The organism is Arthrobacter rhamnosi, from assembly GCF_054510975.1.
The window spans coordinates 489603-502442 of sequence record NZ_JBTNDN010000001.1 but is presented as its reverse complement, the minus strand read 5'-3'; the positions used below and the strand labels follow the sequence as shown (position 1 = coordinate 502442).

Sequence of the window (12840 nt, the reverse complement as noted above, 5' to 3'; positions counted from 1 at the left end):
CAACGGTGCCCGGCCATCCTACATCGTTGTAGACTCACCTCACGCGTGACGTACAGGGCATCACGGCGGGAGGAGGGAGCGGCATGGCGGCCACACTGAAGGACGTGGCGCTGGCGGCCGGTGTCTCGATCAAGACCGTCTCGAACGTCATCAACGACTACCAGCACATCCGCGCGGACACCAAGCAGCGGGTCATGGAGGCCATCTCCGAGCTCGGGTACAGCCCGAACCTCTCCGCGCGCAGCCTGCGCTCGGGCAGGACGGGCGTGATCGGACTCGCCGTACCTGAACTCTCGCTGAGCTACTTCGCAGAACTGGCGGACTCCATCATCCGGGCCGCCGAGCGGCGCGGGCTGAAGGTGCTCATCGAGCAGACGGGCGGAGACCGTGCCCACGAGCTGGAGATCCTCTCGAGCCCCCGGCTCCAGATGACCGACGGGTTGCTGTTCAGCCCCCTCGGGATGTCCAACGACGACGCACACCACCTGAACGTGAACTTCCCGCTCGTCCTCCTCGGTGAGCGGATCTTCGGGGGGCCGACCGACCACGTGACGATGAGCAACGTGGAATCCGCGCGCGCCGCCACGGCTCACCTGCTGTCCAAGGGGAGGCGACGCATCGCCGTCGTCGGCGCGCACGAGGGTGAGGTGATCGGTTCCGCCGGCCTCCGACTGCGCGGGTACGAGCAGGCGCTCGAGGAGGCCGGCATCCCGGTCGATCCACGGCTGCTGGGCTACACGACGCTGTGGCATCGCTCGAACGGTGCCACAGCCATGCGGGAGCTGCTCGAGTCGGGGGTCGAGTTCGATGCCGTGTTCGGCATGAACGACACCCTTGCCCTCGGTGCCATGCGGGTGCTGCAGGAAGCGGGCCGGAGGATCCCCGACGACGTCGCCGTCATCGGCTTCGACGACCTCGACGAGGGGCGCTATTCCCTGCCGACGCTCTCCACCATCGATCCCGGCCGGGACGAGATCGCCGACACCGCCGTGCGCGTCCTCCAGGAGCGCATCTCCGGCCGCGACCAGGACACCGCCCCGCGGGAGTTCGAGGCGCGTTTCCAGGTGATCGAGCGCGAATCCACGGCCCTGCCCGAGTGAGGCGGGGGTTCCGAAAAAATATCGGAGCGACTGCTTGACAGTGACCCGCCCCACTCGGCATGCTTTCTCTACAACGTTTACCTACAACGATGTAAATGACGGAACCGGCACTTGCGGAGACCCTCGTACGGCGAGCTGATCTGCAGGAGGACGGACCCGGATCAAGGAAGATTCGAGCGGGCTCAGCATCTGTTGCCCCGGCGATCCTCCTCCCTGCAGTACCCGGACCGGCCGCCCCTGGGCGGACCACGGTGGAATACCACCGCGAGAGGAAGCAAGAGATATGAAAGCCAAGTTCCTGGCATCGGCAGGCATCGTCGCCGCCACTGCTGTAGCACTGACCGGCTGCTCCGGAGGAAGCGGAAGCGACGGCGGAGGCGGCTCCGAAGCTGCGTCCTGCACCAACACCATCGTCAACGCCGAGGCCCCCCAGGTCACCGTGTGGGCCTGGTACCCTGCGTTCAACGAGGTCGTCGACCAGTTCAACAACGCCAACGACGACGTCCAGATCTGCTGGACGAACGCCGGCCAGGGCAATGACGAGTACACCAAGTTCTCCACCTCCATCGAGTCCGGCTCCGGCGCCCCCGATGTCATCCAGCTCGAATCCGAGGTCCTCTCCAGCTTCACCATCCGCGATGCGCTCGTGGACCTCACCGAGTTCGGCGCCAACGACGTCAAGGCGGACTACGCAGAGGGTGCCTGGGAAGACGCGAGCAGCGGCGACGCCGTCTACGCCATCCCCGTCGACGGCGGCCCCATGGGCATGCTCTACCGCCAGGACCTCTTCGATGCCGCCGGCATCGAGGTGCCGACCACCTGGGAGGAGTTCGAGGCAGCAGCCAAGAAGCTGAAGGAGTCCGGCGACGGCGCCGTCATCGCCGACTTCCCGACCAACGGGCGCGCGTTCAACCAGGCACTCTTCGCCCAGGCCGGCTCCGTCCCGTTCGAATACGACTCCGCGAACCCGCAGGAGATCGGCATCAAGGTGAACGACGAAGGTGCCAAGAAGGTCCTCGAGTACTGGGACGGCCTCGTGAAGGACGGCCTCGTCGCCACCGATGACGCGTTCACGGCCGACTACAACACCAAGCTCGTGGACGGCTCCTACGCCGTCTACCTGGCTGCCGCCTGGGGCCCCGGCTACCTGCAGGGTCTGTCGGATGCCGATCCGAACGCCGTCTGGCGAGCGGCCCCGCTCCCGCAGTGGGACGCGGCCAGCCCCGTCCAGGTGAACTGGGGCGGCTCCACCTTCGCGGTGACCGAGCAGGCGAAGGACAAGGAGCTTGCAGCGAAGGTCGCCATGGGCATCTTCGGCAATGAGGAGGGCATGAACCTCGGCGTCGACAAGGGAGCCCTCTTCCCGTCCTACGCTCCCGTCCTCGAGTCCGAGGCATTCGCCGACAAGGAGTACGAGTTCTTCGGCGGCCAGCAGATCAACAAGGACGTCTTCCTCGACGCCGCAGCCGGCTACGAGGGCGCCACGTTCAGCCCGTTCCAGAACTACGCCTACGACCAGCTGACCGTCGAGATCTACGCGATGGTCCAGGGCGAGAAGGACGCGAGCCAGGCGCTCGACGACCTGCAGGCCTCGCTCGAGCAGTACGCGACCGAGCAGGGCTTCACCATCAAGTAAGCCGCGGGAGGGCGCCCGCTCCTGCGGGCGCCCTCCCGAACCGCTCCCGGTAGGCTTCCGCCGCACATCCGTCCCACAGCTCGAGGAAAGACCACCATGGCCACGACCACCGCGCCGACGTCGTCACACCGCGCCGAGGCACCCCACCAGGTCAAGCACCGCCCGGACAGGAACTACCGGCGCAAGCAGCGCTGGGGATGGCTGTTCGTGGCGCCCTTCGCCCTCATCTTCCTGACCTTCCTCATCCTTCCCCTGGTCTATGCCTTCCGGATGAGCCTGTTCACCAGCACCCTCGCGACCGGCAACAGGTTCGTCGGCGGAGACAACTACATCAAGGCGTTCTCCGACCCGATCTTCCTCCAGGGCCTCGGCACCGTGGCGAAGTTCGCCCTGATCATGATCCCGGCCCAGATGCTCGTGGCACTCGTCGCGGCCCTCGTCCTCGACAACCTGACCACGTGGGCCTCGAAGTTCTCCCGCCTGATGATCTTCATCCCCTATGCGGTGCCGGTCGTCATCGGCGCCCTGATGTGGGGCTTCCTCTACAGCCCCCGCTTCGGCCCGGCGAGCAGCATCTTCGGCATCTTCGGACTCGCCGCACCGGAATTCCTGGCACAGGACAACATCTTCGGCAGCCTCGTGAACATCGTCACCTGGCAGTGGGCCGGCTACTACATGATCATCATCTACGCCGCCCTGCGCGGCATCGACCCCGGGATCTACGAGGCGGCGGTGCTCGACGGCGCCTCCGACCGGCAGATCGCCCTGCGGATCAAGGTCCCGATGATCTCGTCCTCCCTGGTCATGGTGGTCATCTTCGCCCTGATCGGCACCCTGCAGTTCTTCACCGAGCCCCAGGTGCTGAGGGGTGTGGCGCAGGGCGCCATCCCGACCTCCTACACGCCGAACATGTACGCGTTCTCCCTGGCGTTCTCCTACAGCCAGTTCAACTACGCCTCCGCCATCTCCTTCGCCCTCGGCATCGTCGTGTTCGTCTTCTCCTTCTTCTTCCTCTTCCTGACCCGCAAGCAGAGCGGACTGAAATAAGCCATGGCACTCGTCACAGACACCCCCCAGCAGCAGGACAGCGGGCGCAAGGTCCGCGGATCGGCCTCCCGCAACCGGGCACGCAACGGCGGTCCGCGCATCGGCTCGCACATCTTCCTGCTCATCCTCGTCATCTACTTCATCACCCCCATCTGGTGGCTGACGGTCGCGAGCACCAAGGACACTGCCGGCCTCTTCGGAGGATCGGGCGGACCGCTCTGGTTCGACAGCGAATTCCACTTCTTCAGCAACCTGCAGGGCCTGTTCGAGCGGCAGGACGGCATCTACTGGCGCTGGCTGGGCAACTCGTTCCTCTACGCGATCTCCGGCGGAGTGGGCGCGACCATCCTGGCGGTCCTTGCGGGCTACGGCTTCGCCAAGTACAACTTCCGCGGCCGGGGCGCCTTCTTCGGGATCCTGCTCGGCGCCGTCATGGTGCCGCTCACGGCGCTGGTCATCCCGACGTTCGTCCTCCTGAGCTCGGTGGGACTGGTGAACACCATCTGGGCCGTCATCCTGCCCTCGCTGCTCAGCCCCTTCGGTGTCTACCTCATGCGGGTCTTCGCGCAGGAGGCGGTGCCCGACGAGCTCCTCGACGCGGCACGGATCGACGGCGCGGGCGAGATCCGCACGTTCTTCCAGATCGCGCTTCCGCTGCTGCGCCCGGCGATCGTGACGGTGCTCCTGCTGTCCGTCGTCGGGACCTGGAACAACTTCTTCCTGCCACTCGCGGTCCTCAGCGACCCGCTGCTGCTGCCCGTCACGGTCGGCCTCAATGGCTGGCAGGCCCTCTCCAACGCCGGCAGCGGCGGCGAGGCGCTGTGGAACCTGATCACCACGGGTGCGTTCATCTCGATCATCCCGCTGATCATCGCCTTCCTCTCCCTCCAGAAGTACTGGCAGGGCGGGTTGTCGCTGGGCTCGCTCAAGTAGCCCGCACCCCGCCCGCCGCCTACCACTCCGTACAGAAAGTAGCCCGATGCAGAACGCACGCCTAACGCTCGACCCCCATTTCACGGTCGGGCCCATCAACCGCAACATCTTCGGCGGGTTCGTCGAACACCTCGGCCGCCACGTCTACGACGGCATCTACGAGCCCGGCCACGCGACCGCCGATGACGAGGGCTTCCGCCAGGACGTCATCGAGCTCGTGAAGGAGATGGGCGTCTCGACCATCCGCTACCCCGGGGGAAACTTCGTCTCCGGCTTCCGCTGGGAGGACAGCGTCGGACCGCGCGAGGAGCGCCCCACCCGCCTCGACCTCGCCTGGCACTCCACGGAGACCAACCAGGTGGGCATGCACGAGTTCGCCTCCTGGCTTCGAAAGGTCGACAGTGACCTCATGCTGGCCGTGAACCTCGGCACGCGCGGCACTCCGGAAGCACTCGACCTCCTCGAGTACTCGAACCTGCCCAAGGGCACCGCCCTCGCCGACCAGCGCATGGCCAACGGCCGCCCCGATCCGTTCGACGTCAAGATCTGGTGCCTGGGCAACGAGATGGACGGTCCGTGGCAGCTCGGCCACCGGTCCGCCGAGGACTACGGCAAGCTCGCGGCCATCACGGCGCGGGCGATGCGCCAGCTGGATCCCTCCATCGAACTCGTGGCCTGCGGCTCGTCCAGCGCCCACATGCCGACCTTCGGCGAGTGGGAGCGCGTGGTGCTCTCGCACACCTATGACGTCGTCGACTACATCTCCTGCCACGCCTACTACGAGGAGAAGAACGGCGACCTCGGGTCGTTCCTCGCCTCCGCCGTCGACATGGATTCCTTCATCGAGTCCGTCGTCGCCACCGCGGACCACGTGAAGGCGGTCCGCGGCAGCTCGAAGACCATCAACATCTCCTTCGACGAGTGGAACGTCTGGTACATCAGCCGCTTCGAGAACGTCGACAAGATCGAGGGCCTCGACAACTGGCCCGTGGCACCTCGCCTGCTCGAGGACTGCTACTCGGTCGCCGACGCCGTCGTGTTCGGCAACCTGATGATCTCCCTGCTCAAGCACGCGGACCGCGTCACCTCGGCGTCGCTCGCGCAGCTCGTCAACGTGATCGCGCCGATCATGACGGAGCCGGGCGGCCCGGCCTGGCGCCAGACCACGTTCTTCCCGTTCTCCATCACCTCGAAGCTCGCGCAGGGGTCGGTGCTCGAGCTCAAGCTCGACGCCGGCACGTACCAGACCAGCGACTACGGCGTCGTGCCCCTCGTGGACGCGGTGGCGACGCACGACGACACGACGGGCGCCACCGCCGTCTTCCTCGTCAACCGTTCGCAGACCGAGGAGACGACCGTGACCATCGACATCGCCGCGCTCAACGGGTTCAGCACCGTGGACGCGCAGTCGCTGTACGATACGGACGTATATGCCAAGAACACCCTCGAGGAGCCCGAGCGCGTGACCATGAAGACCAACACCTCAGCGAAGCTCGACGGCAACGCCGTCACCATCACGCTTCCCCCCGTGTCGTGGACGGCCGTATCCCTCGCATGAGCTCTTCCGAATACAGGATCGAGGGCGGCGGCTACACGGCCGTCGTCCTCGGTCTCGGTGCCGCTGTCCGGGAACTGACCTACGAGGGGCGGCCGCTCGTGGTCGGCTTCGGCGCCGACGAGGAGATGCCCAATTTCCGGGGCGCCTTCGTCGCGCCATGGCCGAACCGCATCGCGGACGGGCGCTACTCGTTCGACGGCTCCTCCTATGAGTTGCCGATCAACGAGCCCGAGCGCGGCACGGCCCTCCACGGTCTCGTGTTCGACATCCCCTGGACCCTCGTGGAGCACACGGGATCCGCCGTGACGCTGGGGTGCACCATCGAGCCGACGGAGGCGTACCCCTTCACGGTCGCGCTGCACGCACGCTTCGGCGTCGGACCGGAGGGCTTCCGGACGGACATCACCGCCCTCAACACGGGATCGCGGCGAGCGCCCTACGGGGTCTGCCCCCATCCGTACCTCGTCGCCGGTCCCTCACCGCTCGACGCGTGGGTCCTCGAACTGCCCGCCGCGACGGTCCTCACCGTCACTCCCGACCGCCTGCTGCCCGTGGCCAAGGAGCCCGTCGCCGGCACACCGTTCGACTTCCGCGTGGCCCACGCGCTCGGTGACGTGCAGATCGACCACGCCTTCACCGACCTGACGCGCGACGACGCCGGCCGGGCCACGGTGCGGGTCACCGATCCGGCCTCCGGGACCGGGACCGCCATGGTGTGGGACGACACCTGCCCCTGGGTGCAGATCCACACCGCGGACCTCCCGAAGAAGCCCGAGAGCACACGGCTGGGACTCGCGGTGGAACCCATGACGTGCCCGCCCGCAGCCTTCACCACCGGTGAGGATCTCGTGGTCCTCCACCCGGGGGAGACCCACCACACGGGCTGGACCATCACCGCCCTGTAGTCCCGGCGCCGTCCCCGGCCGGTGCCGTGCCGGTCGCGGACGAGAGGGCAGAAAGAACCGCTGGAGCGCCCGTTCCGCGGTTCTTTCTGTCCTCTCGCCGAATGGTCGGCAGTGTTGCGGCACGAACTAGCCGGAGCGGAGCCCGGCGTCGTCGAGCACGAGGCGCCCCTGGATCGCCCCGCCATCGCAGTGTTCGCCGTTCGGATGCACCATGGCAGGGACGACCGTGGCCGTGTAGGCGGCGGTGCGTCCGTCCCGCTGGTGGACGGTCACACCGGTAGGCACCTCATCCTCGGGCAGGTCGAGTTCCGCGAACCCGGTGAGCGTCCCGTCCGGCGTGGCGACGGCGCGGCAGGTGCCGTCCGGGGCGCAGGTTTCCTCCGTCGTCGTCGACCCGAGGGCGAGGTCGACCTCGGTGGTGCTGCAGCCGTCGTCGGTGCAGGCCGACACCTCGAGCCGTTCCGCCGCGGCGGCCGGCGCTCCCGCCAGGGTGATGGACAGACCCGGAAGGGCCGCGATGGCGGTGCAGGACTCCGCAGTACAGGACGGAAGCGCGAGGATCAGCCCGCACAGGAGGGCCGGCATCGCGGTGCGCATGGTCCACCTCCTCCCACCTCTTCGGAGGTCCTGCCCGCAGGGTAGGCCCGGTGGCTTGCCGGGGCAGGACAGCGCTCCGGGACCGGGGCTACCCGCCCTGATCCAGGGGCCCGCCCCGAAACCTGCCCCCTGGGGGAAGGGCCTCCGCTACGACACGGCCCGGCCGGCACCGACCGGGCCGCCGTCAGGAATCGCGCCGCTGGGTGCTTCCGCGCTCGTTCGCCGCCTCGAGCACGCGTGCCGCCAGGTCGCGCGCCTCGCGGAGTCGCTCCGGCGGGCATGCATCCACGGGAGGCATCGCGAAGTCGGAATGCCTGCGAGCGCAGGACGAGGGTGTGGAACCTCCGTCCCGCCTGAAGCACAGCAGCGCGAGGACGATGCCGCCTGCCACGAGAAGGAGGAGGGGGTAGCCCTGGGCGCCCGCGGCAAGGGCGGCGATGCCGAGGGAGATGGTCAGCATGCCGAGGAGTAAAAGGAACCTGGTCATCACACGTCCGTCGTCGTTGACTGATTGTGGTGGCACTGATAGTACTCCCGTGCCGCCCGGTCCACCGCATCGGGCGCCGTCCGGCCGCCCCTGCCCCTTCCCGCCGGCCGACGGCGCTGGCACACTGGCCCCATGGCTGGAGCTTCCGACCCCCGCGTCGACGAGTACATCGCCGCGCTGCCTCCCTGGCAGCAGGACATCTGCCGCGCGGTCCGCCGCCTCGTGCACGAAGCGGATCCGGAGGTGGAGGAGACGATCAAGCGCACGCACCGGCCCTACTTCGTCCTCCAGGGGAATGTCTGCGCCCTGCTCGCTACGAAGGACCATGTCAACGTCTTCCTGTACGACGGCGGCCTCGCACCCGATCCGCAGGGCATCATCACGGGCGGCCACACGAACTCCACGGGGCGGACGGTCGCGGTGTACCAGGACCGCCCGCTCGCCGAGGACGCGCTGCGGGAGATCTTCCGGACGATCATCGCAGCCAACCGCGCCGGCGGTTGGCGCAGTATCAAGAAGCGTGCAAGCCTAGGCGAATGAGCTTCTTCCAGGACATCGCGACTCCCCACGGCGCGCTGTCCGCCTGTGTCGCGCGGCCCGACGGTCCCGTGAAGGGCGGTCTCATCCTCATCCACGAAGTGTGGGGGCTCGTCGCCCATACCCGGGATGTGGCAGACCGTTTCGCCCGGGAGGGCTACGTCGTCGTCGCTCCCGACCTGCTCTCCGACCAGGGCATCACGGAGGAGAACACTGCAGGAATCGGTGAGGCGATCGCCGGCCCTGACGCGGAGGCACGCAACCGGGCCCAGCCGAAGCTCAGGGCACTTCTGGCGCCGCTGCAGAACCCCGAGTTCGCTGCGCTCACCACCGGGCGCGTCCAGTCCTGCTTCGACTTCCTGTACGACGACGAGGAGGTGCGCGGACGCGTGGGTATCACCGGTTTCTGTTTCGGTGGCACGTACAGCTTCTCGTTCGCCGTGCACGAGCCGAGGCTCCTCGCCTGTGTGCCCTTCTACGGCCACGCCACCTTCTCCGGCGAGGAACTCGCCCGCATCACGTCACCTGTCCTGGCGTTCTACGGCCAGGACGACCATGCGCTCACCACCGGGCTGCCGGACCTCGACGCCGCGATGACGGAAGCAGGCGTGGACTTCACGGCGAAGGTCTACCCGGGAGCGGGCCACGCCTTCTTCAACGACTCGAACCGTTTCGCGTACCGGCCCGAGGCAGCCGCGGATGCGTGGGACCTGACCCTGAGCTTCCTCGCGCGGAACGTTGCCTGAGTCCACGACACGTGTGCAGAGCCGGCGCGACGACGTGCCGCCACACGTCCGGCCCGCCTACCTCGGTCTCGTCTTCATCGGAGGCATGGGGGGAACGCTCGCCCGCTTCCTCATCGCCGCGGCCCTTCCTACTCCCGCGGGGCTCCCGCTCGGCATCCTCCTGATCAACATCGCGGGTGCCTTCGCCCTCGGACTCCTCCTCGAGGCGCTGGCGCGGCGCGGCCCCGACCGGGGGCGCCGTCGTGCCCTGCGACTGCTTCTGGGCACGGGCTTCCTCGGCGGCTTCACCACGTACAGCGCGCTCGCGGTCGACTCCGTGCTCCTCCTCGGGGCCGGTCGCATCTGGGCAGGGATCGCGTACCTCACGGGCTCCGTGCTAGTGGGCCTCGCAGCGACGGCGGCCGGTATCGGTGTCGGACGGCTGGTCCGCCGACCGACCACCAGGGCGGGCGCCCGTTCGGAGGGTGAACCATGAGCCTCGCCCTGGCGCTCGCGCTCGGTGTCGCGGGCGGACTCGGCGCGGTCACGCGCTTCGTGCTCGTCGGCGTTCTCCACTCGACCGCTCGGGGCGTTCTGCCCGTGGGCACCATGGCGATCAACATCAGCGGTTCCCTCCTGCTGGGACTCCTCACGGGGTTCGTCCTCGCGGCCGCACTCCCGCCCGCGTGGACCCTCGTCTGCGGCACGGGCTTCCTCGGCGGGTACACCACGTTCAGCACGGCGAGCAGCGAGACGGTCCGCCTGATCCAGGAGGGCCACGCCCGGGCAGCCCTGCTGTCCGGTGCAGGGACCGCGGTGGCGGCGCTCGCCGCAGCGGGTCTCGGCCTGTCGCTGGGCCTCCTGCTCGCCTGACATCCTCCCGACCGCCGGACCCTGGTCGAGGAGTCGACCCTTGACGGCGGCGCCCCAGCGGGGACGATCGATGCAGGGGACGCGCCGCGACCCCCAGGGAGGACGATCTGATGGCCCCGAACGATTCCGCCGAGGTGCCGCTGCGCGTCTCCTTCGTGGGGGACTCCACAGCCGCAACCAATCCTGCGACGTGCATTCCGGCTCCGATCCCGGACGGCACACCCCTGGAGCCCGCCGAGGTCGCCGCATGGCACCAGCCGGATGACGACGGCGCGACGGACTACGAGGACCTGTCCGTCCTTCGAGCCGGTGATTCGGGTCAGACCTCCAGCATCGTGGACGGCCCGCCGGCCGGACTGCCGGGCTTTGTCGACGGCGGGATCGGCGGCGGGGACGACGGCGGGGAGTAGGCGGCGGGGAGTAGGCCGCCCGGCCGGCGGGTTTTCCTCATCCGTCGGCTCCGCATGCTCGGAAACCGCGGTCCGGTGCTCCTCCCTCCGGGCTAGGGTTGAAGGGTGCCCCAGGAAACCTTCGATCTCCGTTCGATCGCCCTGGGAGCGTACGGTCCCTCGCTGCTGTACGGGGTGGCGACCGGCGCCATCCTCCCGGTCATCGCCCTGACCGCACGGGACCTCGGCGCCGACGTCGCCACGGCGGCCCTGGTCATCACCCTCTCCGGCATCGGTTCCCTGGTCGCGAACGTCCCGGCCACCCTGATCGCCACCCGGTTCGGCGAGCGGAAAGCACTGGTGGGTGCCGCTCTCTGGTGTGCGGCGGCGATGGTGCTGGCGCTCTGGTCGCCTACACTGCCGGTCTTCGCGGCAGCCGTGATGATGGTCGGCATGGCCGGTGCTGTGTTCGGACTCGCCCGGCAGAGCTACCTCACCGAGGCCGTTCCGGCGTACTTCCGCGCTCGCGCGCTCTCCACGCTCGGAGGCGTCACCCGCATCGGCGTCTTTCTCGGGCCCTTCGCCGCAGCCCTCGCCATGAGCGTGCTCGGTCTCGACGGCGCGTACTGGGTCGGGGGCGTGGCGAGCCTCGCCGCAGCAGCACTCAGCTGGCGCGTGCCCGAACTCGGGGCGGGCAGGAGCGGACCCGCGGGGCGGACACCGTCCGGGGCCGCTCCACCCTCGGCACCGACGGTGCGCTCGGTACTGCGCAGCCACGCGCGTATCTTCGCCACCCTGGGCATCGGGGTGCTGCTGATCGCCGCGGTCCGGGCCACGCGCCAGGCGGTGCTGCCGCTGTGGGCGGAGGACATCGGGCTGGATGCGTCCACCACGGCGCTGATCTACGGGCTGTCCGGCGCCATCGACATGCTGATCTTCTACCCCTCCGGCAAGATCATGGACGCCAAGGGTCGCCGCTGGATCGCGGTCCCGTGCATGCTGATCATGGGTACGGCGCTCGCCCTGCTGCCGTCGACCGGGGAGGCGGTGGGCCTGCTCCTCGTCGCCCTGCTCATCGGCTTCGGCAACGGCATCGGATCGGGCATCGTCATGACGCTCGGGGCCGACTTCTCGCCCTCGCCCGGACGCCCGCAGTTCCTCGGGATCTGGCGCCTGCTCACCGACGCAGGGACCATGGGCGGGCCGGCGCTCCTCTCGCTCGTGACCGCCCTTGCGACACTTTCCGCCGGGATCTGGGCGACGGCGGCCCTGGGCTTCCTAGGCGCAGCGGTCCTCTGGTACTGGATCCCGCGCGCCGCTCCGGGGTCAGCCGTCACGCCGACAGCCCGTCGCTGACAGGGCGGTCACCGCCGGACGACGGGGGCGTCGGCGTCCACCCGCCGGTCGGTGGCGAGGGCGACTGCGAGGGGCGGGGCGGTGCTACTGCGAGGGGCGCCTCAGCGCCGCCCGCGGCGCGCGATGGCACGCGCGGCCAGGACGGCGCCCGCCGACGCGGCGACCCACGGGCCCCCGACGATGATCGGATCGATCCACGTGTGGTTGACGTCCGCGCGTCCCTTGCCGAAGCGTGACGCGAGGCCGTGCCGGCGTCCCTCCGACAGCACCCCGGTCTCCGTGATGGGGTTGTCGGGGCGCAGCGTGGCGAATGAGGCCATGTGGGAGCCCCATGCGTCCACGCGGTCGCCGAGCAGGAGCAGGAGCCAGTGCGCGGCGCGGCCCTCGCTGTAGCGGTAGGCGTAGCGACGGATGCCGCCGGAGACGCCTTTCAGGGGGACGCTCGTGCCGAAGACGGGCGTCAGCCGGCTGTGCTCGATCGACCGCTCCCGCCCCTCCCCGCCCGGCTGCTCCTCGGGGTAGTCCCAGTGCGCCCCCGTCCCGGCGGGGTCGAACACCTCGCGCGGGAACGACGGACGGTCCTTCGGGTCGAGATCCACCCCCCAGCCGGGGATCCGGGCGCGTAGCGCCTCGGCGGTCGGGATGTCTCGGGCCTTGTTCGCGATGTAGGGTGTGGACGGCGTGGAGGACGACACGG

Annotated in this window: 15 protein-coding genes; 12 read left to right on the top strand and 3 right to left on the bottom strand. The window is 68.9% G+C overall.

The genetic code is table 11. From position 1 onward, the window contains the following. Positions 1 to 83: 83 nt before the first annotated feature. The 6 genes from ACX80J_RS02355 (at position 84) to ACX80J_RS02330 (ending at position 7179) form a co-directional block, all read left to right on the top strand. Positions 84 to 1100, top strand: a complete 1017-nt coding sequence (locus ACX80J_RS02355) for a LacI family DNA-binding transcriptional regulator (RefSeq protein ID WP_459345538.1) — start codon at positions 84 to 86, stop codon at positions 1098 to 1100. 283 nt (positions 1101 to 1383) lie between these two features. Continuing rightward, positions 1384 to 2736 (top strand): ABC transporter substrate-binding protein, encoded by a 1353-nt coding sequence (locus ACX80J_RS02350; RefSeq protein ID WP_459346696.1) that lies wholly within the window; start codon positions 1384 to 1386, stop codon positions 2734 to 2736. A gap of 96 nt (positions 2737 to 2832) precedes the next feature. After that, positions 2833 to 3783, top strand: a complete 951-nt coding sequence (locus ACX80J_RS02345; protein WP_301225874.1) for a carbohydrate ABC transporter permease — start codon at positions 2833 to 2835, stop codon at positions 3781 to 3783. A 3-nt stretch (positions 3784 to 3786) separates the two neighbouring features. After that, a complete protein-coding gene (locus tag ACX80J_RS02340; RefSeq protein ID WP_459345536.1) occupies positions 3787 to 4716 on the top strand; it encodes a carbohydrate ABC transporter permease in 930 nt (309 codons plus the stop codon). 46 nt (positions 4717 to 4762) lie between these two features. After that, positions 4763 to 6274 carry an arabinosylfuranosidase ArfA gene (arfA, locus tag ACX80J_RS02335; RefSeq protein WP_459345535.1) on the top strand — a complete coding sequence of 504 codons (1512 nt, stop codon included), beginning with the start codon at positions 4763 to 4765 and terminating at the stop codon, positions 6272 to 6274. Next, the gene (locus ACX80J_RS02330) at positions 6271 to 7179 is read left to right on the top strand and encodes an aldose 1-epimerase family protein (RefSeq protein ID WP_459346695.1); all 909 of its coding nucleotides are present in this window, start codon (positions 6271 to 6273) and stop codon (positions 7177 to 7179) included. The genes arfA and ACX80J_RS02330 overlap by 4 nt, the downstream gene beginning before the upstream one ends. Positions 7180 to 7305: 126 nt before the next feature. On the opposite strand, the gene ACX80J_RS02325 is transcribed toward ACX80J_RS02330, so the two are convergent. Further along, the gene (locus ACX80J_RS02325; protein WP_459346694.1) at positions 7306 to 7776 is read right to left on the bottom strand and encodes a hypothetical protein; all 471 of its coding nucleotides are present in this window, start codon (positions 7774 to 7776) and stop codon (positions 7306 to 7308) included. A 184-nt stretch (positions 7777 to 7960) separates the two neighbouring features. Then, complete coding sequence (locus ACX80J_RS02320; protein WP_459346693.1) at positions 7961 to 8263, bottom strand: hypothetical protein; 303 nt, start codon at positions 8261 to 8263, stop codon at positions 7961 to 7963. Positions 8264 to 8395: 132 nt separating this feature from the next. Between ACX80J_RS02320 and ACX80J_RS02315 the strand changes: the two genes are divergently transcribed. From ACX80J_RS02315 to ACX80J_RS02290, 6 genes are all read left to right on the top strand, one after another. After that, the gene (locus ACX80J_RS02315) at positions 8396 to 8803 is read left to right on the top strand and encodes a DUF1801 domain-containing protein (RefSeq protein WP_459346692.1); all 408 of its coding nucleotides are present in this window, start codon (positions 8396 to 8398) and stop codon (positions 8801 to 8803) included. Beyond that, entirely contained in the window at positions 8800 to 9546 is a 747-nt protein-coding gene (locus tag ACX80J_RS02310; protein ID WP_459346691.1) for a dienelactone hydrolase family protein, read from the top strand. The genes ACX80J_RS02315 and ACX80J_RS02310 overlap by 4 nt, the downstream gene beginning before the upstream one ends. Beyond that, positions 9539 to 10021, top strand: coding sequence for a fluoride efflux transporter FluC (locus ACX80J_RS02305; protein ID WP_459346690.1), 483 nt, complete (start codon positions 9539 to 9541; stop codon positions 10019 to 10021). Before ACX80J_RS02310 ends, ACX80J_RS02305 begins: the two co-directional genes overlap by 8 nt. Further along, a complete protein-coding gene (crcB, locus tag ACX80J_RS02300; RefSeq protein ID WP_459346689.1) occupies positions 10018 to 10398 on the top strand; it encodes a fluoride efflux transporter CrcB in 381 nt (126 codons plus the stop codon). The genes ACX80J_RS02305 and crcB overlap by 4 nt, the downstream gene beginning before the upstream one ends. 110 nt (positions 10399 to 10508) lie before the next feature. Beyond that, on the top strand, positions 10509 to 10808 hold the full coding sequence (locus ACX80J_RS02295; RefSeq protein ID WP_459346688.1) for a hypothetical protein: 300 nt from the start codon (positions 10509 to 10511) through the stop codon (positions 10806 to 10808). A gap of 105 nt (positions 10809 to 10913) precedes the next feature. Then, complete coding sequence (locus tag ACX80J_RS02290; RefSeq protein WP_459346687.1) at positions 10914 to 12143, top strand: MFS transporter; 1230 nt, start codon at positions 10914 to 10916, stop codon at positions 12141 to 12143. Between the two features lie 101 nt (positions 12144 to 12244). Here the strand turns inward: ACX80J_RS02290 and ACX80J_RS02285 are convergent, their stop codons facing one another. After that, positions 12245 to 12838 (bottom strand): hypothetical protein, encoded by a 594-nt coding sequence (locus ACX80J_RS02285; protein WP_459346686.1) that lies wholly within the window; start codon positions 12836 to 12838, stop codon positions 12245 to 12247. Positions 12839 to 12840 lie beyond the last annotated feature (2 nt).